This window comes from Stenotrophomonas maltophilia group sp. msm4 (assembly GCF_032025605.1).
GTDB lineage: Bacteria > Pseudomonadota > Gammaproteobacteria > Xanthomonadales > Xanthomonadaceae > Stenotrophomonas > Stenotrophomonas sepilia.
Genome location: NZ_JAVSKK010000002.1, coordinates 1036119 through 1057325, shown reverse-complemented (window position 1 = coordinate 1057325; position 21207 = coordinate 1036119). Strand labels below are relative to the sequence as shown.

At 67.5% G+C, this 21207-nt stretch carries 17 protein-coding genes and 3 pseudogenes; 14 read left to right on the top strand and 6 right to left on the bottom strand.

Annotation, left to right across the window (positions count from 1 at the left end; all coding sequences use genetic code 11):
- Window positions 1–126 precede the first annotated feature (126 nt).
- The 12 genes and pseudogenes from ROV93_RS14170 to ROV93_RS14115 all read left to right on the top strand — a co-directional run.
- Window positions 127–750 (top strand): hypothetical protein, encoded by a 624-nt coding sequence (locus tag ROV93_RS14170; protein WP_312540191.1) that lies wholly within the window; start codon window positions 127–129, stop codon window positions 748–750.
- A 257-nt stretch (window positions 751–1007) separates the two neighbouring features.
- Window positions 1008–2701, top strand: a pseudogene (gene mqo, locus ROV93_RS14165) (malate dehydrogenase (quinone)).
- Between the two features lie 329 nt (window positions 2702–3030).
- Window positions 3031–5228: pseudogene (locus ROV93_RS14160) on the top strand (TonB-dependent siderophore receptor).
- 163 nt (window positions 5229–5391) lie between these two features.
- Window positions 5392–7035, top strand: coding sequence for a malonate decarboxylase subunit alpha (gene mdcA, locus ROV93_RS14155; protein WP_312540189.1), 1644 nt, complete (start codon window positions 5392–5394; stop codon window positions 7033–7035).
- Between the two features lie 10 nt (window positions 7036–7045).
- A complete protein-coding gene (gene mdcC / locus ROV93_RS14150) occupies window positions 7046–7366 on the top strand; it encodes a malonate decarboxylase acyl carrier protein (RefSeq protein ID WP_065178127.1) in 321 nt (106 codons plus the stop codon).
- Window positions 7363–8271: a biotin-independent malonate decarboxylase subunit beta gene (locus ROV93_RS14145; protein ID WP_111201158.1), complete on the top strand. Its 909-nt coding sequence runs from the start codon at window positions 7363–7365 to the stop codon at window positions 8269–8271. Before mdcC ends, ROV93_RS14145 begins: the two co-directional genes overlap by 4 nt.
- Window positions 8272–8273: 2 nt before the next feature.
- Window positions 8274–8978, top strand: a complete 705-nt coding sequence (gene mdcE, locus ROV93_RS14140; protein WP_065178163.1) for a biotin-independent malonate decarboxylase subunit gamma — start codon at window positions 8274–8276, stop codon at window positions 8976–8978.
- Window positions 8971–9612 (top strand): malonate decarboxylase holo-[acyl-carrier-protein] synthase, encoded by a 642-nt coding sequence (mdcG, locus tag ROV93_RS14135; RefSeq protein ID WP_072168678.1) that lies wholly within the window; start codon window positions 8971–8973, stop codon window positions 9610–9612. The genes mdcE and mdcG overlap by 8 nt, the downstream gene beginning before the upstream one ends.
- Window positions 9609–10466 carry a triphosphoribosyl-dephospho-CoA synthase MdcB gene (gene mdcB, locus ROV93_RS14130; RefSeq protein ID WP_227836623.1) on the top strand — a complete coding sequence of 286 codons (858 nt, stop codon included), beginning with the start codon at window positions 9609–9611 and terminating at the stop codon, window positions 10464–10466. Before mdcG ends, mdcB begins: the two co-directional genes overlap by 4 nt.
- Window positions 10463–11383: a malonate decarboxylase subunit epsilon gene (gene mdcH, locus ROV93_RS14125; protein ID WP_072168676.1), complete on the top strand. Its 921-nt coding sequence runs from the start codon at window positions 10463–10465 to the stop codon at window positions 11381–11383. The genes mdcB and mdcH overlap by 4 nt, the downstream gene beginning before the upstream one ends.
- Before the next feature lie 104 nt (window positions 11384–11487).
- Window positions 11488–12855, top strand: coding sequence for an SLC13 family permease (locus ROV93_RS14120; RefSeq protein WP_072168675.1), 1368 nt, complete (start codon window positions 11488–11490; stop codon window positions 12853–12855).
- Between the two features lie 105 nt (window positions 12856–12960).
- Window positions 12961–13602: pseudogene (locus ROV93_RS14115) on the top strand (GntR family transcriptional regulator); the annotation flags it as partial.
- Between the two features lie 223 nt (window positions 13603–13825).
- On the opposite strand, the gene ROV93_RS14110 reads toward ROV93_RS14115, so the two are convergent.
- Entirely contained in the window at window positions 13826–14152 is a 327-nt protein-coding gene (locus ROV93_RS14110) for a hypothetical protein (protein WP_072168673.1), read from the bottom strand.
- Window positions 14153–14303: 151 nt separating this feature from the next.
- Between ROV93_RS14110 and ROV93_RS14105 the strand changes: the two genes are divergently transcribed.
- The gene (locus tag ROV93_RS14105) at window positions 14304–15251 is read left to right on the top strand and encodes a nucleoside hydrolase (protein WP_005415667.1); all 948 of its coding nucleotides are present in this window, start codon (window positions 14304–14306) and stop codon (window positions 15249–15251) included.
- A 4-nt stretch (window positions 15252–15255) separates the two neighbouring features.
- Here ROV93_RS14105 and ROV93_RS14100 read toward each other — a convergent pair whose 3' ends face one another.
- From ROV93_RS14100 to ROV93_RS14080, 5 genes are all read right to left on the bottom strand, one after another.
- The gene (locus tag ROV93_RS14100; RefSeq protein ID WP_088496746.1) at window positions 15256–16515 is read right to left on the bottom strand and encodes an MFS transporter; all 1260 of its coding nucleotides are present in this window, start codon (window positions 16513–16515) and stop codon (window positions 15256–15258) included.
- A 184-nt stretch (window positions 16516–16699) separates the two neighbouring features.
- Window positions 16700–18013 carry a HAMP domain-containing sensor histidine kinase gene (locus ROV93_RS14095; RefSeq protein ID WP_072168671.1) on the bottom strand — a complete coding sequence of 438 codons (1314 nt, stop codon included), beginning with the start codon at window positions 18011–18013 and terminating at the stop codon, window positions 16700–16702.
- A complete protein-coding gene (locus ROV93_RS14090) occupies window positions 18010–18750 on the bottom strand; it encodes a response regulator (protein ID WP_072168670.1) in 741 nt (246 codons plus the stop codon). Before ROV93_RS14090 ends, ROV93_RS14095 begins: the two co-directional genes overlap by 4 nt.
- A 57-nt stretch (window positions 18751–18807) precedes the next feature.
- Window positions 18808–19353 (bottom strand): redoxin family protein, encoded by a 546-nt coding sequence (locus ROV93_RS14085; protein ID WP_072168669.1) that lies wholly within the window; start codon window positions 19351–19353, stop codon window positions 18808–18810.
- Between the two features lie 3 nt (window positions 19354–19356).
- Entirely contained in the window at window positions 19357–20151 is a 795-nt protein-coding gene (locus tag ROV93_RS14080) for an alpha/beta hydrolase (protein ID WP_072168668.1), read from the bottom strand.
- A 341-nt stretch (window positions 20152–20492) separates the two neighbouring features.
- On the opposite strand from ROV93_RS14080, the gene ROV93_RS14075 reads away from it, so the two are divergent.
- Window positions 20493–21137 (top strand): DoxX family protein, encoded by a 645-nt coding sequence (locus tag ROV93_RS14075; RefSeq protein ID WP_072168667.1) that lies wholly within the window; start codon window positions 20493–20495, stop codon window positions 21135–21137.
- The last annotated feature ends 70 nt before the right edge of the window (window positions 21138–21207 follow it).

Sequence of the window (21207 nt, the reverse complement as noted above, 5' to 3'; positions counted from 1 at the left end):
TCCGCCGTGCAGGCCGTATGGCCTGATACGACTTGATCCCCGGCGTCCCTTTTTTCGGCGCGTGACCGGGGTCCGTTCCGGGGCCCGGTTGTGCCAGCATCGCAGCACCCGACACGGAGCGCCGCGATGCAGACCGATCCGCTGTTCCTGCACATCCGGGTGGTGATGGGCATCATCCTCGGCCTGTCGATTACCACCGTGCTCAAGGGCCTGGCGCAGATCATCGAGCATCCGCAGCGCCGCGGCTGCTCGGCCCTGCACCTGGGCTGGGTGGCGTGGACGCTGATATCGCTGGTGACCTTCTGGTGGTGGGAGTTCCGCCTCATCGAGGTGCACCGCTGGACGTTTGAAACCTACCTGTTCGTGATCGTGTACTGCGCGACCTGGTTCCTGCTGTGCGCGCTGCTGTTTCCCGACGACCTGCGCGAATACGGCAGCTACGGGAACTATCTCATGCAGCGCCGGCGCTGGATCTTCAGCGTGATTGCTGCACTGACCCTGCTCGACCTGGTCGATACCGCCATCAAGGGCGCGCCGGCGCTGGCCTGCTTCAACGTGATTGCTGCACTGCAGCCGCCGCTGAAGCTGCTGGGAGCCGCGTACCCGTTGCATGCCGTGTTGATGCTGGCGGTGGCGGTGCTCGGCTGGCGACTGCGCAGCCAACGCACACAGCTGCGCCTGGTGCTGGCAACGCTGGCGTACCAGATCGGCTATTTCGCCGTGGAATACTTCACCGTCGGCAGTGACTGACCCGGCTGCCTGCACTCCCGGGAAACGCCTTCGACGCCCCGCGGCCGGGCGGCATCGGCATCCGCAGGGACGGCCGCGTCGCCGGGCATGGCCTGGCGCTATGGTAGAGGACCGCCGACCGGATGCTGCGTTGCATCAAAAACGGACCGGATCCGGTTAGAATCGCACCTGGATGCGGCAAGGCGTTGTTTCTTCACGCCCTTTCCCTGCCCCACGCGCATCCTGACCCCTTCCCCTCCGCCAACGATCCCGCCCCCATGAAGAAATTTGGCAAGGCTCTTCTCGCCCTGCTCGTGCTGCTGTTGGCCGCCGCGCTGTTCCTGTACTGGCCGCTGACCCAGCGCTCGGTGCGCCGCCGCCAGCAACGACAAGCCCGTCGATGTGGTGCTGGTCGGCGCCGGCATCATGAGCATTACCCTGGCCACCTACCTGCAGGAACTGCAGCCGGACTGGAACATCCAGGTCTACGAACGCCTCGACGGCGTCGCCGGTGAAAGCTCCGACGGCTGGAACAACGCCGGCACCGGCCATTCGGCGTTCGCCGAACTGAACTACACCCCGGAACTGCCCGATGGCAGCATCGAGACCAAGCGCGCGGTCGGCATCGCCGAATCGTTCGAGGTCTCGCGCCAGTTCTGGTCGCACCAGGTGAAGGAAGGCCGGCTGAGCCAGCCCAGCGACTTCATCAACCCGACGCCGCACATGAGCTTCGTCTGGGGCGATGACAACATCGCCTACCTGCACAAGCGCCAGCAGGCGCTGCTGGTGAAGAACCCGCTGTTCTACGGCATGCAGTACTCGGAAGATCCGGCACAGATCAAGCAGTGGGCGCCGCTGCTGATGGAAGGCCGCGACCCGAAGCAGAAGGTGGCGGCGACCTGGATGCCGCTCGGTACCGACGTCAACTTCGGTGTGATCACCCGCCAGCTGACCGCCGGCCTGCAGCGCAGCCCGAACTTCAGCCTGCACCTGAACCATGAAGTGACCGCGCTGCGACAGAACGCCGACAAGAGCTGGAACGTCACGGTGAAGGATCTCAAGGCTGGCACCGAAACCACCACCCACACCCGCTTCGTGTTCATCGGTGCCGGCGGCGCCGCGCTGAAGCTGCTGCAGATGTCCGGCATTCCGGAGTCGAAGGACTATGCCGGCTTCCCGGTCGGTGGCCAGTTCCTCGCCTTCCAGGGCCAGGACGTGACCTCGCGCCATGGCGTGAAAGCCTACGGCATGGCCGAGACCGGTTCGCCGCCGATGTCGGTGCCGCACCTGGATGCGCGCAAGCTGGACGGCAAACCGGTGGTCCTGTTCGGGCCGTTTGCGCTGTACAGCACCAAGTTCCTCAAGCACGGCTCGTGGTGGGACCTGTATTCCTCGGTGACCCACAACAACGTTGGCCCGATGCTGGAAGTGGGCAAGGACAACCTGGACCTGGTGCAGTACCTGATGGGCCAGGCGCGCCTGAACGATGCCGACCGCCAGGCCGAACTGGTCAAGTACTTCCCCAATGCCAAGCCGGGTGACTGGAAGCTGGTCACCGCCGGCCAGCGCGTGCAGATCATCAAGCGCGATCCGCTGAAGGTACCCGGTGCTGCAGTTCGGTACCGAGATCGTGACCGACAAGGACCACACCATCGCCGCACTGCTCGGCGCGTCGCCGGGCGCGTCGACCTCGCCGCCGATCATGCTGGACCTGATGGCCAAGGCCTTCCCGGACCAGATGAAGGCCGGTTGGGAAACCCGCCTGCGCGAGATCGTGCCGTCGTATGGGCGCAAGCTCAACGACAGCCCGGCGCTGGTGAACGAGATCCGTACGCTGACCAGCCAGACCCTGCACCTGCCGTACCTGGAGGTGCCGGTGGATGCGAACGCGGCGGTGCCGGCTCCGGCCGCTGCGGCTCCGGCTCCGGCGAAGGAAAAGCGCAATGCCAATGAGGAACTGCAGGCGCTGTAAGCCCGCGCGTTCCTTCGATGCAGACGGACGGCCACCTTCGGGTGGCCGTTCTCGTCTGGGCGGGCCACCGCCTGTAGAGCCGAGCCTGCGCTCGGCTGCTCTTCGCGGCTGCCAACAGCCGAGCATGGGCTCGGCTCAACAGGAAGCCTGCTGGATGCCGGAAAGCCTCTACGCAATGACGCGAATTGTAATCTTGTTAAGAATTATTTACATTTGCGTACTGCGCAGTGATCGCGCCTCTCCAGAAGGACCTGACCGTCCCGAAGCCGCCGCCCCGGGTGCTGGACGACTGTTGCCGCCCTTCCCCGTTTCCAAGCCTCGAGCCCACCATGCCCCTGCCTGTCCGTAACCGCCTGCCCCGCCGCGCGCTGCTGCCGGCTGCCCTGCTTTCGTCGCTGACCCTGCTGGTCACGCCCGCCGCGTTCGCCGCCACCGATGCCGCCGCCGATGCCAAGACCCTGGACCGGGTCAGCGTCCGGGCCGAGCGGTCCGCTCCGCCGGCCAGTACCACGCGCCTGCCGATCACCCTGCAGGAAACCCCGCAGTCGGCCACCGCGATCAGCCTGCAGCGCCTGCAGGACGAATCACTGTTCAGCATCAACGATGTGATGCGCAACGTGACCGGCGTCAGCGTGTCCTTCTATGACACGCAGCGCCCGCTGTACTACGCGCGTGGCTTCGCCATCACCGACTTCCAGGTCGACGGCATTCCCACCTACAGCGGCTCCACCAACCAGGAATACGACACCGCCTTCTACGACCGCATCGAAGTGATCCGCGGTGCCAACGGCCTGCTCAGCGGCGCCGGCGTGCCGTCGGCCACGGTCAACCTGCTGCGCAAGCGCCCCGGCAAGGAATTCGACGCGTCGTTCGCGGTCAGCGCCGGCAGCTGGGACTACCGCCGCATGGAAGCCGATGTCACCGCGCCGCTGACCGATGACGGCCGTTTCCGCAGCCGCGTGGTCGCCGCCTACACCGATCGTGGCCTGTATTACGACCGTTACGACGAGAACAAGATGGCCGGCATGGCGGTGCTGGAAGGCGATGTCACCGACAGCACCACGCTCACCGTCGGCTACCAGACCCAGGACAACAACCCGACCGGTTCGACCTGGGGCGCCGTGCCGTTCTTCGACAGCCAGGGCAATTTCGCCCATCTGCCGCGCTCGACCAACCTGTCGCCGAAGTGGAGCTACTGGAAGCGCGAGAGCAACACCGCCTTCGCCAACCTGGAACAGCGCTTCGGCGACAACTGGCTGCTGAAGATCAACACCGCCTACACCCGCGGCAACGTGCAGAACGTGCGCCTGTACGGCACCGGCAACCCGGACCCGGTGACCGGCTCGGGCATCTTCCTGCGTGCGGCCGCCGGTGATTCGAAAGACACCCGCCGCAATGTCGATGCTTACCTGACCGGCAGCTTCCCGCTGTTCGCGCGACCACGACCTCACGGTCGGCGCCCAGTGGTCGGATCTGGAAGGGACCACGAACACCGTGGCGCTGAACTTCCCGAGCGACTGGGCAACGTGTGTCAGCGCCACGGGTGCACGCGAGCGCTGCTACATCCCCAACGTATACAGCTGGAACGGCGATATCTCCGAGGTGACCTACCGCCGCACCGGCGCGCGCCGCCCAGACCACGCAGAGTGGCGTCTATCTGGCCACGCGCCTGCACCTGGCCGATCCGCTGTCGCTGATCGCCGGTGCACGCCTGAGCCGGTGGGAAACCCTCACCCGCTCCTACAACGCCGCCGGCGCCTATACCGGCACCAGCGGTGCGTACAAGGTGAGCGATGAAGTCACTCCGTACGTGGGCCTGGTCTACGAGATCACCCCGAACGTGTCGGCCTATGCCAGCTACACCGAGATCTTCAATCCGCAGAACTACAAGGACCGCAACGAGAACCTGCTGGCACCGGTGCAGGGCTCGAACCTGGAAGCGGGCCTCAAGACGCAGTGGTTCGATGGCCGCCTGACCGCAAATGTCGCTGTGTTCGAGGCCAAGCAGGACAACTACGCGGTGCGTGACATGGGCGTGCCGGAGGGTTCGCTCAGCGACGGCAGCTCGGCCTACATCGGCGTCAACGGTACCAAGGCGCGTGGCTGGGAGATGGATATCAACGGCGAAATCCTGCCGGGCTGGACGGTCAATGCCGGCTACACCCACGTCAAGGTCACCCGCGCCGCCACCGACCTGCTGTACGCCAACCCGCCCAAGGACCTGCTGCAGCTCAACACGCAACTGCAGCTGCGCGGTGCGCTGGAACGCCTGAGCATCGGCGGTGGCCTGCAGTGGCAGAGCAAGGTGCAGGGCTACAACATCGCCTACCCGCTGGGCGGCACGGTGACCGTGAACCAGCCGGCGTACATGCTGGTGCAATTCAATGCCAACTACCGCATCAGCGACAGCTGGACTGCAACGCTGAGCGTGCGCAACGCGCTGGACAAGACTTACTGGGCCAACCTGGACTACAACAACTACGGCGAGCCGCGCTTCGTATCGGCCAGCCTGCGCTGGAAGTTCTGAGCCACCTGCGAACCGGTGGGTGCCGACCTTTGGTCGGCACACCCCACACCCCACACCCTGAATGGGCCCGCCTCCGCGCGGGCCCTTCTTTTTGCTGCACTGCAGGTTGTACCCACTTCGTAATTATGCCGTAATTATCTCAACACCCGTCGGAAGCCGGTCAATGAACCCGAGCTGGGATACGTTGGAACGCAGTCGCCAGGCCCGCCTGGAACGTGCCGCGCCGTGGGCCCGGGGACGCGAGGTCGCCAGCAGCGACGTCGGCGAGTTGCTGCACGCAGTGCTGGAGCCAGGCGACAAGGTCTGCCTGGAGGGCAACAACCAGAAGCAGGCCGATTTCCTCGCCCAGGCGCTGGCCGACCTCGACCCCGCCCGCGTGCATGACCTGCACATGGTGCAGTCGGTCCTCTCACTGCCCTCGCACCTGGACGTATTCGAGCGTGGCATCGCCTCGAAACTGGATTTCTCGTTCTCCGGCCCGCAATCGGTGCGACTGGCCAACCTGGTGGCCGAAGGGCGCATCCAGATCGGTGCCATCCACACCTACCTGGAACTGTTCGGCCGCTACTTCATCGACCTTACGCCGCGCGTAGCGCTGGTCGCCGCGCAGGCCGCCGACCGCCACGGCAACCTCTATACCGGGCCGAATACCGAAGACACTCCGGTGATCGTCGAAGCCACCGCCTTCGGTGGCGGCATCGTCATCGCCCAGGTCAACGAGATCGTTGACAGCCTCCCCCGCGTCGATGTTCCTGCGGACTGGGTCAACTTCGTGGTGCAGGCGCCGAAGCCGAACCATATCGAGCCGCTGTTCACCCGCGACCCTGCGCAGATCTCCGAAATCCAGGTACTGATGGCAATGATGGCCATCAAGGGCATCTACGCCGAGTACGGCGTGAATCGTTTGAATCACGGCATCGGCTTCGATACCGCCGCCATCGAACTGCTGCTCCCCACCTACGCAGAATCGCTCGGGCTGAAGGGAAAGATCTGCCAGCACTGGGCGTTGAACCCACACCCGGCACTGATTCCGGCGATCGAATCGGGCTTCGTCAGATCGGTGCATTCGTTCGGTTCGGAACTGGGCATGGAGAAATACATTGCCGCGCGGGGCGATGTGTTTTTCACCGGCGCCGACGGCTCGATGCGTTCCAACCGCGCGTTCTCGCAGACCGCAGGCCTGTATGCCTGCGACATGTTCATCGGTTCCACCCTGCAGATCGACCTGCAGGGCAACAGTTCCACTGCCACCCGCGACCGCATCGCCGGCTTTGGCGGCGCACCGAACATGGGCTCGGACGCGCGCGGTCGCCGCCATGCCAGCGAGGCCTGGATCAAGGCCGGCCAGCAGGCCGCACGCCCGGGCGAGATGCCACGCGGGCGCAAACTGGTGGTGCAGATGGTGGAAACCTTCCGCGAGCACATGGCCCCGGCATTCGTTGACCGCCTCGACGCCTGGGAACTGGCCGAACGCGCGAACATGCCGCTGCCGCCGGTGATGATCTACGGCGACGACGTCAGCCATGTGCTGACCGAGGAAGGCATCGCCAACCTGCTGCTGTGCCGCACCCCCGAGGAGCGCGAACAGGCGATCCGTGGCGTGGCCGGCTATACCGCCGTGGGCATCGGGCGCGACCGCGCGATTGTGGAGAACCTGCGCGACCGCGGCGTGATCCGCCGTCCCGGTGACCTCGGCATCTCCGTGCGCGATGCCAGCCGTGACCTGCTGGCGGCGCGTTCGGTGAAGGACCTGGTGCGCTGGTCCGGCGGTCTGTACGACCCGCCCAAGCGCTTCCGCAACTGGTAAGGGGCTGAGCATGGAAACCCTCGACTATCGATTCGAAGGCCGCACCGACGTGCCGTTCGCGCGCGATGCGGTGCTGGTGGGCGTGCTGGCGTCGGGCAACCTGGAAATCCTGCTGGAACCGGCGGCGCAGCAGGGCGCGATGACGGTGCGCGTCATCACCGCCGCGCAGGGCTTCGGCAGCATCTGGCAGGCGGTGATCAACGACTTCGCACAGCGTCATCCGCTGCGCGATGTGCGCGTCTCGATCAACGACGCCGGTGCGACCCCGGCCGTGGTCAGCCTGCGCCTGGACCAGGCCGTGGAAACCCTGCTGGCCGGAGGCGCGCCATGAACCACGTACAGCGCCACAGCTATTACGAAGCCGATGCGCGCGAGCGCATCGCCGGGCTGGTCGACGCCGGCTCGTTCCACGAGTTCCTCGGCCCGGCGCGACGGATGATGAGTCCGCACCTGGCCCAGCTCGACCAGCCGGCCGCGTTCGACGATGGCATCGTCGTCGGCGAGGCCAGGCTGCAGGGCAAACACGTGCTGCTGGCCGCACAACAGGGTGAATTCATGGGCGGCGGCGTGGGCGAAGTGCATGGCGCCAAGCTGACCGGGCTGCTGCGCCGTGCAGCGCACACCCGCCCTGACGGCGTGCTGCTGCTGCTCGATACCGGCGGCGTGCGGCTGCACGAAGCCAATGCGGGCCTGATTGCGATCTCCGAGATCATGCGCGCCACCCTGGACGCGCGTGCAGCGGGCGTGCCGGTGATCGCGCTGATCGGCAGCGGCAACGGCGCCTTCGGTGGCATGGGCATCGTTGCCCGCTGCTGCACCACGGTCATCATGTCCGAGGAAGGCCGGATGTCGCTGTCCGGACCGGAGGTGATCGAAACCGTTCGCGGCGTGGAAGAGTTCGACTCACGCGATCGCGCGCTGGTCTGGCGTGTGACCGGTGGCAAGCACCGGTACCTGATCGACCAGGCGCAGGTGCTGGTGCCCGATGCCCTTGAAGCATTCGCGCTGGCCGCGCGCGACGCGCTGCACCCCGATGCGGGCAGCACTGACCCGGATGCTGCACTGGCCGCATTGCAGGAACGCCATGCGGCCTTGAAGGCGCGCGTGCGGGCCTGGGGCGATTGCCGCGATGGCCTGGAGATCTGGGCGCGGCTGGGCATTGCCCACCCCGAACGCCTGCCACTGCTCGACACCGATGAATTCCTCACCGCCACCGGCGACCGGAGCCTGCCATGAACATGCCGTTGCAGACACTGCTCGATGCCCTGTTTCCGCATGGGCATGCCATTGCGGTGAGCGATTCGGTGCTGACCGGCAGCGCCACCACCGACAACGGCGATGTGACTGTGATCGGCACCGCCAACAAGCTCGAGGTGGGCGTGGACCACGCACTGGCACTGGCCGAAACGGTGCTGGCCAGCACCGCCGCGCATCCGCAGCAACCGATCGTGATGCTGGTCGACACCGCCGGCCAGCGCCTGGCACGCCGCGACGAACTGCTCGGCATCAACGGCTGTTTCGCGCACCTGGCGCAGACGCTGGATCTCGCGCGTCGACGTGGCGCCCGACTGGTCACGCTGGTCTACGGTGAATCCGTCAGTGGCGGCTTCCTCTCGTTCGGGCTGATGGCCGACCACATCCATGCCCTGCCGGATGCGCAGGTGCGGGTGATGGACCTGCGCGCGATGGCCCGGGTGACCAAGCAGCCGCTGGATAAACTGCAGGCGCTGAGCCAGACCTCACCGGTGTTCGCACCGGGCGTGGAGAACTACGTGGCGATGGGTGCGGTGGAATCGTTGTGGGAGGGCAATCTTGCCCAGCACCTTCTGCAGGCCCTGCGCACGCCCGCCCATGGCGACCGCCGCGCAGTGCGCGGAGCCGAACGTGGCGGGCGCATGCTTGCCGCACGCGTGGCTGAAGCCGTGAGCCAGGGCGATGCCTGAGCGGCTGCCCCGACATACGCTGGTCTGGCTGTCAGCGCACGCCGGCTGGCAGGCGGACATCGCCGCGCATGAGTCGCGCTTGGCCGACTGGTTTGCACAGGGCCGGCCGGCCATCGTCGCGCGGCGTGCCGCCGACGATGCCGATCCACGCCTGCGTCTCGGCGTGCCGCTGCCGCCCGCCGAGGGCAAACTGCGCCTGGCCCTGCGCGTGCCAGCACACGATGTGCTGCGCACCACACCGCCGCCGGCACTCCAGGCGGTGCTGAAAGGCGACGTTCCGCAGGACTGGCGGCGGCCCCTTGAAGTGCTGCAGAACATCGCTGAGGCGCGCGTATTCGGTGCCTTCGCGTGGCAGCACCTTACTGGCCTGCGCTATGTGCACGCGCGCTCGGACGTCGATCTGCTGTGGCCGATCGACACCACCGCGCAGGCCGATGCCCTGGCTGCACGGCTACAGGCATGGGAAGCCGAACACGACCGGCGGGTCGATGGCGAGCTGTGCCTGGGCGGCGACGCCGCCGTGAACTGGCGGGAGTACGCCGGACGCAGCCGCGAGGTACTGGTCAAGCGCCTCGATGGTGCCGCACTGGAACTACGCGATGCGATGTTCGCCTCCGCCGGGGTGAGCGCATGACCGCCGTCGTGCAATCGGCAGTCAGGCCGGCAGCTGCCGTGGACAGCGCGCGCCTGGGGCGCCTCGCCGTCGCCAGCCTGCATGCGGAGCTGGCGCTGGCGCCCAAGCCCGGACTGGTCACGCCATTCGACAGCGGCAGCCATCACGACATGGACGCCGGCACATTCCTGCGCAGCCTGTTCGCGCTGCGCCACTATTTCACCGCCGTGGCCTGCCTCGGTGCAGCCGGGGCGGACTTCGACGCCTTGCGCCGATGTGGCATCGCAGCCGAAATCGCGATGCTGCGCGCAACCGCCGGCGTCAATACCCATCGTGGCGCGGTCTTCAGTCTCGGCCTGCTGGTGGCGGCCGCCGCGGCCTGTCGCTCCCGCCTGGGCCATGCCGCCACGGGTGAGCAGGTCTGCCAGGAAGTGCGCCGCTGGTCTGCCGAGCTCGCCGACGCACCTCTGGATGCGAACAGCCCTGGCCAGCGCGCGCGCGCACGGCACGGCGTGCAGGGTGTGCGCGAACAAGCGGCCGCCGGCTATCCGCTGCTGCGCGGCGTGGCATTGCCTACCATGCGTCACGCGCTGGCCAGCGGCCTGCCACGCGAGGCCGCGATGTGCCAGACCCTGATGCAGCTGATCGCGTGCGTGGATGACCTCAACCTGCTGCACCGTGGCGGCACCGACGGCCTGCGCTGGGCCCAGCGGCAGGCCCGCACCTTCCTGGACGCGGGCGGCACCTTCGCGCCGGACTGGCGGACACATCTGCGTCGCATCGGTGATGGCTTCGTCGCGCGCCGGCTGAGCCCAGGCGGCAGCGCAGACCTGTTGGCCTGCAGCGGGTTCCTGCTGCTGCAGGAGCGCGCATGAGCCTGGCCCTGCTCTGCCCCGGCCAAGGCGCGCAGCACGCAGCGATGTTCGACCGCGTGCGCGATCTTCCGGCCGCGCGCCACACCCTTGATCGGGCCAGCACGGTGCTCGGCCGCGATGTGTTTTCCGCCGCGGTGGCCGACGACCGTTTCGACAATGCGCAGGCGCAACCGCTGCTGTGCGCGGCCACTCTGGCTCAGTGGCAGGGGCTGCGCGACAACGTGCCAACGCCGACGCTGGCCGCCGGCTACAGCATCGGCGAGTTGGCTGCGCATGCCATCGCCGGCAGCTTCGATGCGGCCACCTGCCTTGCCCTGGCGGCGCAGCGCGCGCAGTTGATGGACGGCGCCAGCCCCGCCGATGCAGGCCTGCAGGCGGTACTTGGCCTGGAGCGCCATGTACTGCAGCCACTGTGCGATCTGCACGGTGCGTACGTGGCCATCGCCAATGGGCAGGACCATTTCATCGTGGGCGGCACGCACGCCGCATTGCAGCGGCTGGCCGGTGCCGCACGGGCGCAGGGTGCCGGCATCCGTCCGCTGGCGGTGCACGTGCCTGCCCACACGCCGTTGCTGGCGGCGGCGGTCGCACCGTTCGCTGCCGCACTCGATGCCTCGCCGCTGCAAGCCCCACGCCTGCCGCTGCTGGCCGGCATCGATGCGCGGCCTGTGCGTGATCGTGCCACGGTGGTGCACACGCTGTCGGCGCAGCTGGCGCAGACCATCGAATGGGCGCAGGTGATGCGCCAGGCCTTCGAGCGCGGCGCGCGGGTGTTCCTGCAGCTGGGCCCGGGCAACGCACTGGCGCGCATGGTCGCGCCGTCCTATCCGTGCTGCGAAGTGCGCGCGGTGGAAGAGTTCCAGAGCCTGGAAGGCGCCGCGGCGTGGGTCCGCAGTGCGCTGGAGCGGCTGCAGTAACGGGTTCCAGCAGTACGTATCACGCATCACGCAGTACGTCGCCTTAACCCGGGATGGCGGGTCTCCATCCGCGCTGTACGTGAGCCACGTGTCTGGGAGGGCGCATGAGTCCACAAATCGCAACGATCATCGGCCTGGTGATCATGTTCATCGTCGCCACGGCGATGCCGATCAACATGGGCGCGGTCGCCTTTGCGCTGGCCTTCATCATCGGCGGGCTGTGGGTCGACATGGGCGGCAAGGAGGTTTTGGCCGGCTTTCCCGGCGATCTGTTCCTGACCCTGGTCGGCATCACCTACCTGTTCGCCATCGCGCAGAAGAACGGCACCATCGACCTGCTGGTGCACTGGGCGGTGAAAGTGGTGCGTGGCCATATCGTGGCCATTCCGTGGGTGATGTTCGTGATCACCGCGGTGCTCACCGCGTTCGGTGCGCTGGGCCCGGCGGCGGTCGCGATCATCGGCCCGGTCGCGCTGCGCTTTGCCAAGCAGTACAACATCAACCCGCTGATGATGGGCCTGTTGGTCATCCATGGTGCGCAGGCCGGCGGCTTCTCGCCCATCAGCGTGTACGGCAGCATCACCAACGGCGTGGTGCAGAAGGCTGGGCTGGAAGTGACCGAGATGGCAGTGTTCCTGACCAGCCTGGGCTTCAACTTCATGATGGCGACGATCTGCTTCTTCGCCTTCGGTGGCATCGCCCTGCTGCATCGCGGCTCGATCACCGCGGCAGGAACGATCGGCAATGCCGAACTGGCGATGGCCGGTGGTCCGCAGGCGTCGTCGCGCCAGTTCGCGATCGAAGGCCATGGCGCGCTGGTCGCAGCAGGCGGCGGCACGCTCAGCAATGATCCGGCGGCACTGGATGCGGTGGGCCTGACCCGCGAACGGTTGTTCACCCTGATCGGCCTGCTCGGCCTGGGCGTGGCCGCGCTGATCTACAACCTCAACGTCGGCCTGGTCTCGATCACCGTCGCGGTGGCGCTGGCGCTGCTGTCGCCACAAAGCCAGAAGGGCGCGGTCGATGGCATCAGCTGGTCCACCGTGCTGCTGATCTGTGGCGTGGTGACCTACATCGGCGTGCTGGAACATGCCGGCGCGGTGGACTTCATCGGCAATGGCGTGTCCGACATCGGCATTCCGCTGCTCGGCGCGCTGCTGGTCTGCTACGTCGGCGGCATCGTCTCCGCATTCGCCTCGTCGGCCGCAGTGCTGGGCGCCACGATTCCGCTGGCGGTGCCGTTCCTGATGCAGGGTCACCTCAGCGCCGCCGGCGTGATCTGCGCGCTGGCGGTGTCGTCCACCATCGTCGATGTCAGCCCGTTCTCCACCAATGGCGCACTGGTGGTGGCCTCGGCAGCCAAGGAGGAACGCGAGACCCTGTTCCGCCGCTTCCTGGTCTACAGCGGACTGGTGGTGGCGCTTGGACCACTGCTGGCCTGGCTGGTATTCGTGGTGCCGGGCTGGATGTAACCACCCAACGGTAGTGCCGGCCGCTGGCCGGCAATCCCATGAAGCCATCCAGCGATCATGGGTTGCCACCCAGCGGCCGGCACTACCTGGCGGTACACTTCCTCCATGGCCATTGCCCCTGCCCCGCGGTCACCGAAGAAGCGCGCACCTCTGTATGAAGAGGTGGCCGACCACGTGCGCGAGCGCATCTACGACTACCGGCTGCCGCCGGGCGAGTGGATCGACGAGCCCGCGCTGTGCGAAGAACTGGGCATCAGCCGCACGCCGCTGCGCGAGGCGTTGAAGCTGCTGGCCGCCGAAGGCCTGGTACAGATCGACGCAGGTCGTGGCAGCCGGGTCACCCGGCTGACGCTGGAAGACCTCAACCAGCTGTTCCCGGTAATGGCCATGCTGGAAGGCCGTTGCGCGCATGAGGCGGTGAAGCACATCGACGATGCCGGCGTGCAACAACTGGAGGCCCTGCATGCGGCGATGGAAGCGGCGGCGGCCGAGGGCAACATTGCCGAGTACTACCGCAACAACTACCTGATCCACGAAACCGTGCAGCATTACGCGGGCAATCCGTGGCTGATCCGCATCACCCACGACCTGCACCGCATCCTGAAGATGCATCGCGGCCGCCAGCTGCTGACCCCGGGCCGCACGGCGCAGTCGCTGGCCGAACACCGCGAGTTGATGGAGTGCTTCCGCCGCCGCGATGCGCAGGCTGCCGAACGCACCATGGAGCGCCATCTGCTCAGCCAGGGGGGGGGGGGGGGGCGGGGGGGCCCCGGGGGGGGGGGGGGGGGGGGGGGGGGGGCCCCCCCACGGGGGGGGGGGGGGGGGTGGGGGGGGCCGCCCCGCGGCCGCCACTACCGGCCGCAGCCAACCGATGTTCTGTAGCGTCGAGCCATGCTCGACTGCTTTCTTGCTCAGGCACGGCGGCGTTGAAGCGAAGAGCAGTCGAGCATGGCTCGACGCTACAGAGACCTCAATCGCCGCAGCTGCCGCCGTCACCGCTGCCACCGTCGCTGGCGCAGTCGGAGCTGCTGTGGCTGTGATGGCTGTAGCTGTCGCCGGATTGGCCGCCCGGATGATCGTAGCCACCGCCGAAACTGTTGTCGCCCCGGATCCCGGAGCCATCGGCCGTAGCCACCGCCATGCACAGGATGGCGCCGACCAGGGGAAGCAGCCAGACCATCAGCAACTGCACCGTCCGACCGCCCGTCGACAGCCCATCACGCCTGCCGATCACCACGGTAGCCACCACGTTCAAGCCCAGCACCAGCAGGACCAGCAGAAGGGCAACGATCAGCATTCGGCGACACCATGCCTGGACTGGGAGCATTATGGCCTGCCACCCCGGCAATGGCCCTGCCTGTCATGAAGATGGGACAATGTGGGGGTGTGCCGGCCTGCCCCTGGCCGCCGGCGCCCCTCGCACCACACGGAAGAAGAAGAACAACAACATGCTGAAAGTCATTTTCGATACCGACCCGGGCGTCGACGACGCCCTGGCCCTGCTGTACCTGCACAAGCACGCCCAGATCGACCTGATCGGTGTCACCACCACCTTCGGCAATGCCTCGGTGGAGTCGACCACGCACAACGCGCTGTACCTGAAGCAGGCCTGGGGCTTCGCCGCCCCGGTCGCGCGCGGTGCCGACGGCCCGCTGCAGCCGGAAGCCACCCCGGAAGCGTGGCCGGTGCACATCCACGGCCACAACGGCCTGGGCAACCACCCGGTGCCGGCCAGCCTGGACGTGGCCGCCGATGCCCGCCCGGCCCATCAGCTGATCATCGATCTGGTCCGCGCCCATCCGGGCGAAGTGACCCTGGTCGCGGTCGGCCGCATGACCAACCTGGCCCTGGCCCTGCAGCAGGCCCCGGACATCGCCGGCCTGGTACGCGGCGTGGTGATCATGGGCGGCGCCTTCCACGTCAACGGCAACATCACCCCGGCCGCCGAGGCCAATATCTGGGGCGATGCCGAAGCCGCCGACGTGGTGTTCACCGCCAGCTGGCCAGTCACCGCGATCGGCCTGGACGTGACCACCCGCGTGGAAATGGACCGTGACGGCCTGGATAAGCTGGCCACCATCGGCGGTGCCGACGCCGAGCTGGTCCGTGCGCTGTCGCAGGATTACGTGGACTTCTACCTGCAGGCCGGCCACAAGGGCATGGTCGTGCATGACTGCTGCGCGTGCATCGCGCTGACCCGCCCGGAACTGTTCCAGTTCGAGCGCGCCAGCGTGCGCGTGGCCACCGACGGCGTCGCCCGCGGCATGACCATTCCCAAGCCGGAAGGCCTGGCATTCGGCCCCAGCGTGTGGGACGGCCACGTGGTGCAGTCGATCGCCATCGGTGTGGATGCGGCCGCGGTACTGGCCGACATCGAGCAGACCCTGAAGGTCTGACCGGCTAGCGTCTGGCCCTGCCCGGGACCGTCTCGGGCAGGGTCCACAGCACCGGCAGCACCAGCACCGCCACCAGCGCGATCATCGCGCCCGGCGCCGCCGCCCAGCCGCTGCGCTCCACCCACCATTGCGCCAGCCATGGCGTTGCCCCGCCGAAGAAGGCAGTGGCCATTGTTACTCCCAGTGCCAGGCCGCTGACCCGGCCTTCGCCTGGGAACTGCTCAGCCGTGGCCGGGGCCGCCACCGCGCTTACACCGCCGGCCACGCAGGCCAGCAGCACCGCCGCCAGCACGATGCCCAGCGCCGTTGCCTGTGCCATCCACGCAAACAGGGACAGCGGCAGCAGCGCTGCCAGCACGGTCAGGCCCAACAACACCGGACGTCGTCCGATGCGGTCCGACAATGCGCCACACAGGGGCGTGATCGCGATCACTGCCACCGCCGCGATCGTCGACAGCCACAGTGCGTCACCCTCATCGTGGCCCTGCGCGTGCAGGAATGCAGGCACATAGGTGATGCCCACGTAGTAAGTGATCGATCCCAGCGCCGAAATCGCGAACGTGCGCGCCACCGCCAACGGATGATGCTGCAGCACATGCCGCAGTGGTGTGGCGGGAATGCTGCCTTCGCGGCGCTGGCGCTCGAACTCCGGCGACTCGTGCATGCCCGAACGCGCAATCAGGATCACCAGCGCAAGCGCAGCGCCGACGAGGAACGGAATCCGCCAGCCCCAGCTGTCCAGCTGCGGTGTGGGCAGCAGCGCGACGGTAAGTGCAGAGATCGCCACCGCCAGCAGGGCGCCCACTTCGCTGGCGGCCGAGGCCAATGACGTAACCAGGCCGCGTCGGCGCGCCGGTGCGCTTTCCAGCAGGTACGCCACCACGCCGGTATATTCGCCGCCCACCGAGAACGCCATCACGCAGCGCAGCACCAGCAGCAGCACGCCGGCCGTGGCGCCTGCGGTGGCCGCGGTCGGCAGCAGCGCAGTGGCCAGCATTGCCGCTGCCATCAACGCCATCGACGCGAGCAACATCCAGCGTCGGCCGAGCCGGTCACCCAGGTGACCAAAGCACAGCGCGCCCAGCGGACGCATCAGGTAGGACACCGCGAATCCGGCCAAGGTGACCAGCAACGCCTGCTCGCCACCGCCGAAGAACACCCGCGACAGCACCGTGGCGAAGTACAGGTACAGGGTAAAGTCGTACCACTCCACCACCGTGGACAGGCCGGCCACCCACATCGAGCGCTGCCGCGCCGCGGTCATTGCGTATTCGCCTTCAACAGCCTCTATCCCGGTTGGGCAGGTTCCGCGCAGCGTGGCATGGACCGGGTGAAATGCCGGTCATCGGCTGTCGGCTGCGTGCATGCACTGGGTTTCATGACCACTGAAGCGCTCACCGCCAAGGCCGAAGCAGAAGCATCCTTGCTGGAACACAAGGCCGGGCAACTCAGCCCGGCAGCTGCAGCTCCGCCCGCAGCCCGCCACCCTCGCGGTTGTGCAAGCGCAGCGAGCCGCCCAGCGACTGCGCCAGCTGCACCGCGATGGCCAGTCCCAGGCCGGTCCCTCCGGTATCGCGGTTGCGCGAGCTTTCCAGCCGGTGGAACGGCGCCAGCACTGCCTGCAGCTGGTCCTCGGGAATGCCGGGGCCACGGTCGGAAATGCTGATCCACACCCTTCCGGCCTCATCGCGGCCCGCCTCGATCTCGGCGGCGCCGGCGTAGCGCAATGCGTTGTCGACCAGATTGCCGACCACCCGGCGCAGCGGCTGCGGCCAGGTCTGTACGACCAGCCCAGCGGGCGCACCGCCAGTGACCGGCTTGCCCATGTCCTCGTAGTCGCCGACCACACTGGCCAGGAACGCGCCCAGGTCCATCGACACCGGCGCGCCAGCGGCGACGTGGCTGCTGCGCGCATAGGCGACGCCCTCGCGCACCAGTTGCCCGAGGTGATCGAGATCATTCAGCAGGCGCTGCTGGGTAGCGTCTTCCGGCAGGGTCTCCACCCGAAGCTTCATGCGCGTGATGGGGGTCTGCAGGTCATGCGAGATCGCGGCCAGGATCTGCAGGCGTTCACTGACATGGCCACGAATGCGTGCCTGCAGTGCATTGAGTGCGGCCGCCGCGCCGCTTACTTCCGCAGGGCCATCTTCAGGCAGTGCAGGCCCGTCCTTGCCCGGCTGCAGATGCTCCACCGCATGCGACAGCTGCTGCAGCGGGCGCAGGGCCAGACGCACGGCCAGCCACGCGCACACCAGCAGCAGCGCCAGCTGCACCAGCAGCACGGCGGGCAGCCAACGTGCCAGCGGCAGCCCCGACGGGGTGACTTCAATGGTCAAGGGTGTGCCGTCGTGCAGGCGCAGTTCCACCTCGAACCGCTCCGGCAGGCGAGCCACCTGGCGCGCCTGCAACCGATAGCGGTGCCGCAGGCTGTCGTCGATGATCGCCGTGACCTGGCGCGCACGATCGGTCTGCAGCCCCGGCCCGGGCGCGGCTGGACGCAACAGGTAGCGGTAAGTGCGTCGTTCCAACCGTGGTACCCAGGCATCGCGCTGGTCTGCGGGCAGGTGCTCCAGCAGTGCGACACTCACCGCCACATCCTCGTCGAGGTTGCGCAGCATCATGCTGCGGGTGGACTGGTAGCGTTCGAAAAAGAGCAAGCCGAAGGACAGCGCGTGGGCCAGGGTGAGTCCGCCCAGCAGGACCAGCAGCAGCCGCGCCGACAGCGTGCGCGGCCAGCGTGGACGGCGTGCCCCGGTGCTCATTCGTCCGGCCCCAGCAACTGCACCGGCACGCTGAACACATAGCCTTCGCTGCGCACGGTCTTGATGTAAGTCGGCTCGCGCGCGTCGTCACCCAGTCGCTGGCGCACGCGGCTGACCAGCAGGTCAATCGAGCGATCGAACAGTTCGGCATCGCGGCCCTGGGTGAGGCTGAGCAGCTGGTCGCGGCTGAGCACCCGATTGGCGTGGTCGAGGAACACGCGCAACAGGCGGAACTCGGCGCCGCTGAGCGGATACGCGGTCCCCTGTGCGTCCAGCAAGTGGCGCGCGGTGGTATCCAGGCGCCACTCGCCGAAGGCGAGCTGGCGCCCGGCCTCGCTCACCTGCAGGTTCGGCGGCAGCATCTGCGTGCGACGGATCACCGCATTGATGCGTGCCAGCAGCTCGCGCGAAGAAAAGGGCTTGGTCACGTAGTCGTCAGCGCCCATTTCCAGGCCGATGATGCGATCGGTTTCGTCATCGCGGGCGGTCAGCAGCACGACCGGCACCGCACGATGCTTGCCGGCGCGCAGGTTGCGGCACAGGCTCAGGCCGTCCTCGCCTGGCATCATCACGTCCAGCACCACCAGATCCACCGCATGGGTATCCATCAGCGCGCGCATGGCCCGGCCACCGTCGACCTGGCTGACACGCAAACCGTTGCGCAGCAGGTAGTCGGCCAGCATCTGGCGGATCTCGCTGTCATCGTCGACGACCAGGATGTGCGGTACATGGTTCATTGCGTTCTCGATGAAGACGGAGGTCAGGGCCGCGCTGCGCGGCCATGGTAGCGCGGCTCAAGGGCTGGCCAGCAGGCGCTGGATCTCGCTTTCGGTACGTGCGTAGTCGCCCTCGCCGTAATGGCGGTAGACCACCCGCCCCTGCCGGTCGAGCAGGTACAGTGCGGGCCAGAAGCGGTTGCCCCAGGCGTTCCAGATCCGGTACTGGTTGTCCTGCACCACCGGCCAGGTGATGTCCAACCGTGCGATGGCCCTGCGCACGTTGCCGGGCAGCCCTTCATGGGCGAACTCCGGCGTATGCACGCCGATCACCTTCAGGCCCTGCGACGCGTACCTGGCATTCCACTGGTGGACATACGGCGCCACGTTGAGGCAGTTGCTGCAGGTATAGGTCCAGAACTCGACCAGCACCACCTGCCCCCGCAACTGCTTCAGTGTGAGCGGTGGGCTGTTGTGCCAGGGCCCGCCACCGTCGAACCCGGCAGCGGGAAGGGCCTGTGCCGGCTGCGCATCGGCCTCCGGGTTGGGCCAGGCCAGCAACAACGCTGCTCCGCCCAGCAGGCCCAGCAGCAACGGCAGTGCGTACCCTCGCAGTGCGGTCATCGTTCAGCCCCCCTGCTCGGCCAACGGCAGTTCAGCGGGCTTCACCCCTGCCGCCTCCAGGATGCTGTCGGCTACCTGCGCCGGATGCGAAAGCAGCGACACATGGCTGCTCCCGATCGATTGCAGCTGTGCACCGATGCGACGTGCGGTCGCGGCCTGCAGCTGTGGCGACAGCATGCGGTCATCACGGCTGAGCACGTACCAGCTCGGCTTGCTGCGCCAGGCCGCCATGTTCACCACCTCGCCCAGCGCGCTGGCCTTCAACGGGACCTGCGTGCTGTACAGCAGTGCTGCCGACTTTTTCATTACGTCCGGCGCGAAGTCCTGGGCGATGGCATCGGCCGGCAACGTCAGGTAGCCATCCCTCTCCTGCAGCCGGGCCAGGCCCGGCCCGACCGGGAAGCCTTCGCCCTGTTGCGCCGAAGACTGCCCTGCATCCGGTGCGAAGGCCGCCACGTACACCAGCGCCTGCACCTTCGGGTCATTGCCCGCTTCGGTGATGACCGTGCCACCCCAGCTGTGGCCGACCAGCACCACCTTGCCGGGCGCGGCGGCAATCGCGCGGCGGGTGGCGGCCACATCGTCGGCCAACGACGTGAGCGGGTTCTGCACCGCCACCGCCGGCAGCTTCCAGTCGTGCAGCGTGGTGATGACCTTGCTCCAGCTGGAGCCGTCGGCGAAGGCACCGTGCACCAGGATGACGGTGGGCGGTGCAGCGGTATCGGCCTGGGTGGCGAAGGCCGGGGCGGCAGCTCCGGCCAGGGCGAGAGCGGCGGCAAGCGAGGAGATACGGATCACGGGTGACACTCCGGTGTTGGGAGTGGTCATTTCCGCCTGCCGGTGTATCGGCGCTGTTTCTTCGCGGCGCGGAGTTGTAACGGACTGTAGGGCGCAGGCGGGTTTCTACAGTGGGATACATTCTGGCGCCGGCCTGGCCGGGCGCTACTGGGTGGATACCGTTCCACGCACGCGTGCGCGCAACGCATCGATGTGCATCCACGCATCGTCTTTGTATCCGACTGTACGAAACCCCGGCTGCGGCCACAGTCGCTGACAAAACCCCGGGCAACGGCACACGTTGCCGATACCTGCGCCGCCTGGAATGGCCTCCATCGACCACTGGCCCGCAGGAAACCACCATGATCAGCACTGCCTCTTCCGTGTATACCCCCCGCCTGGACGCCGTCGGCCGCTGGCTCTCGCCATTGGCGCTTCGCACGCTGCTGGCCTGGGAGTTCTTTGAGTCCGGCCGCGAGAAGCTGGGCGGCCAGAACTGGTTCGCCGAGCTGGAAGGTCGCTTCCCGTTCCCGTTCTCCACCCTGCCCGCATCGTTGAACTGGCAGCTGGCCACCTGGCTGGAACTGGTGGGTGCGGTGATGCTGCTGCTCGGCCTGGCCACGCGCTCGGTGGCCTACGTCTTCTGGGTGTTGACGGTGGTCGCCATCGCCGCCGTGCACTGGCCCGACCAGTGGAGCGGCCTGGGTGAACTCTGGCAGGGCTATGCGATCACCGACCAGGGCTACGGCAACTTCAAGCTGCCGCTGCTGTTCCTGGCCATGCTGCTGCCATTGATCCTCAACGGCGGTGGCGCGCTCAGCGTGGACCGGCTGCTGGTCGGCCCACAGCATGCCCCCGTCGGCGATGACGGCCTGGGCTGGGGCGTCAGCCTGATCGCCCTGTTGCTGCCGGTTGCCGCGCTGTTGCCCGGCATCGGCTTCGGCGGCGCCCTGCTTGGTGGCGTGCTGCTGCTGGGCTACGCGCTGCGCCGTCGTCGCACCGCCTGACCTGCTTCGCCCCTTCCCGCGCTTCCTCCTTTCGTTTCCGTCGCCTTCAGGCGACGTCCATCCCGCACGC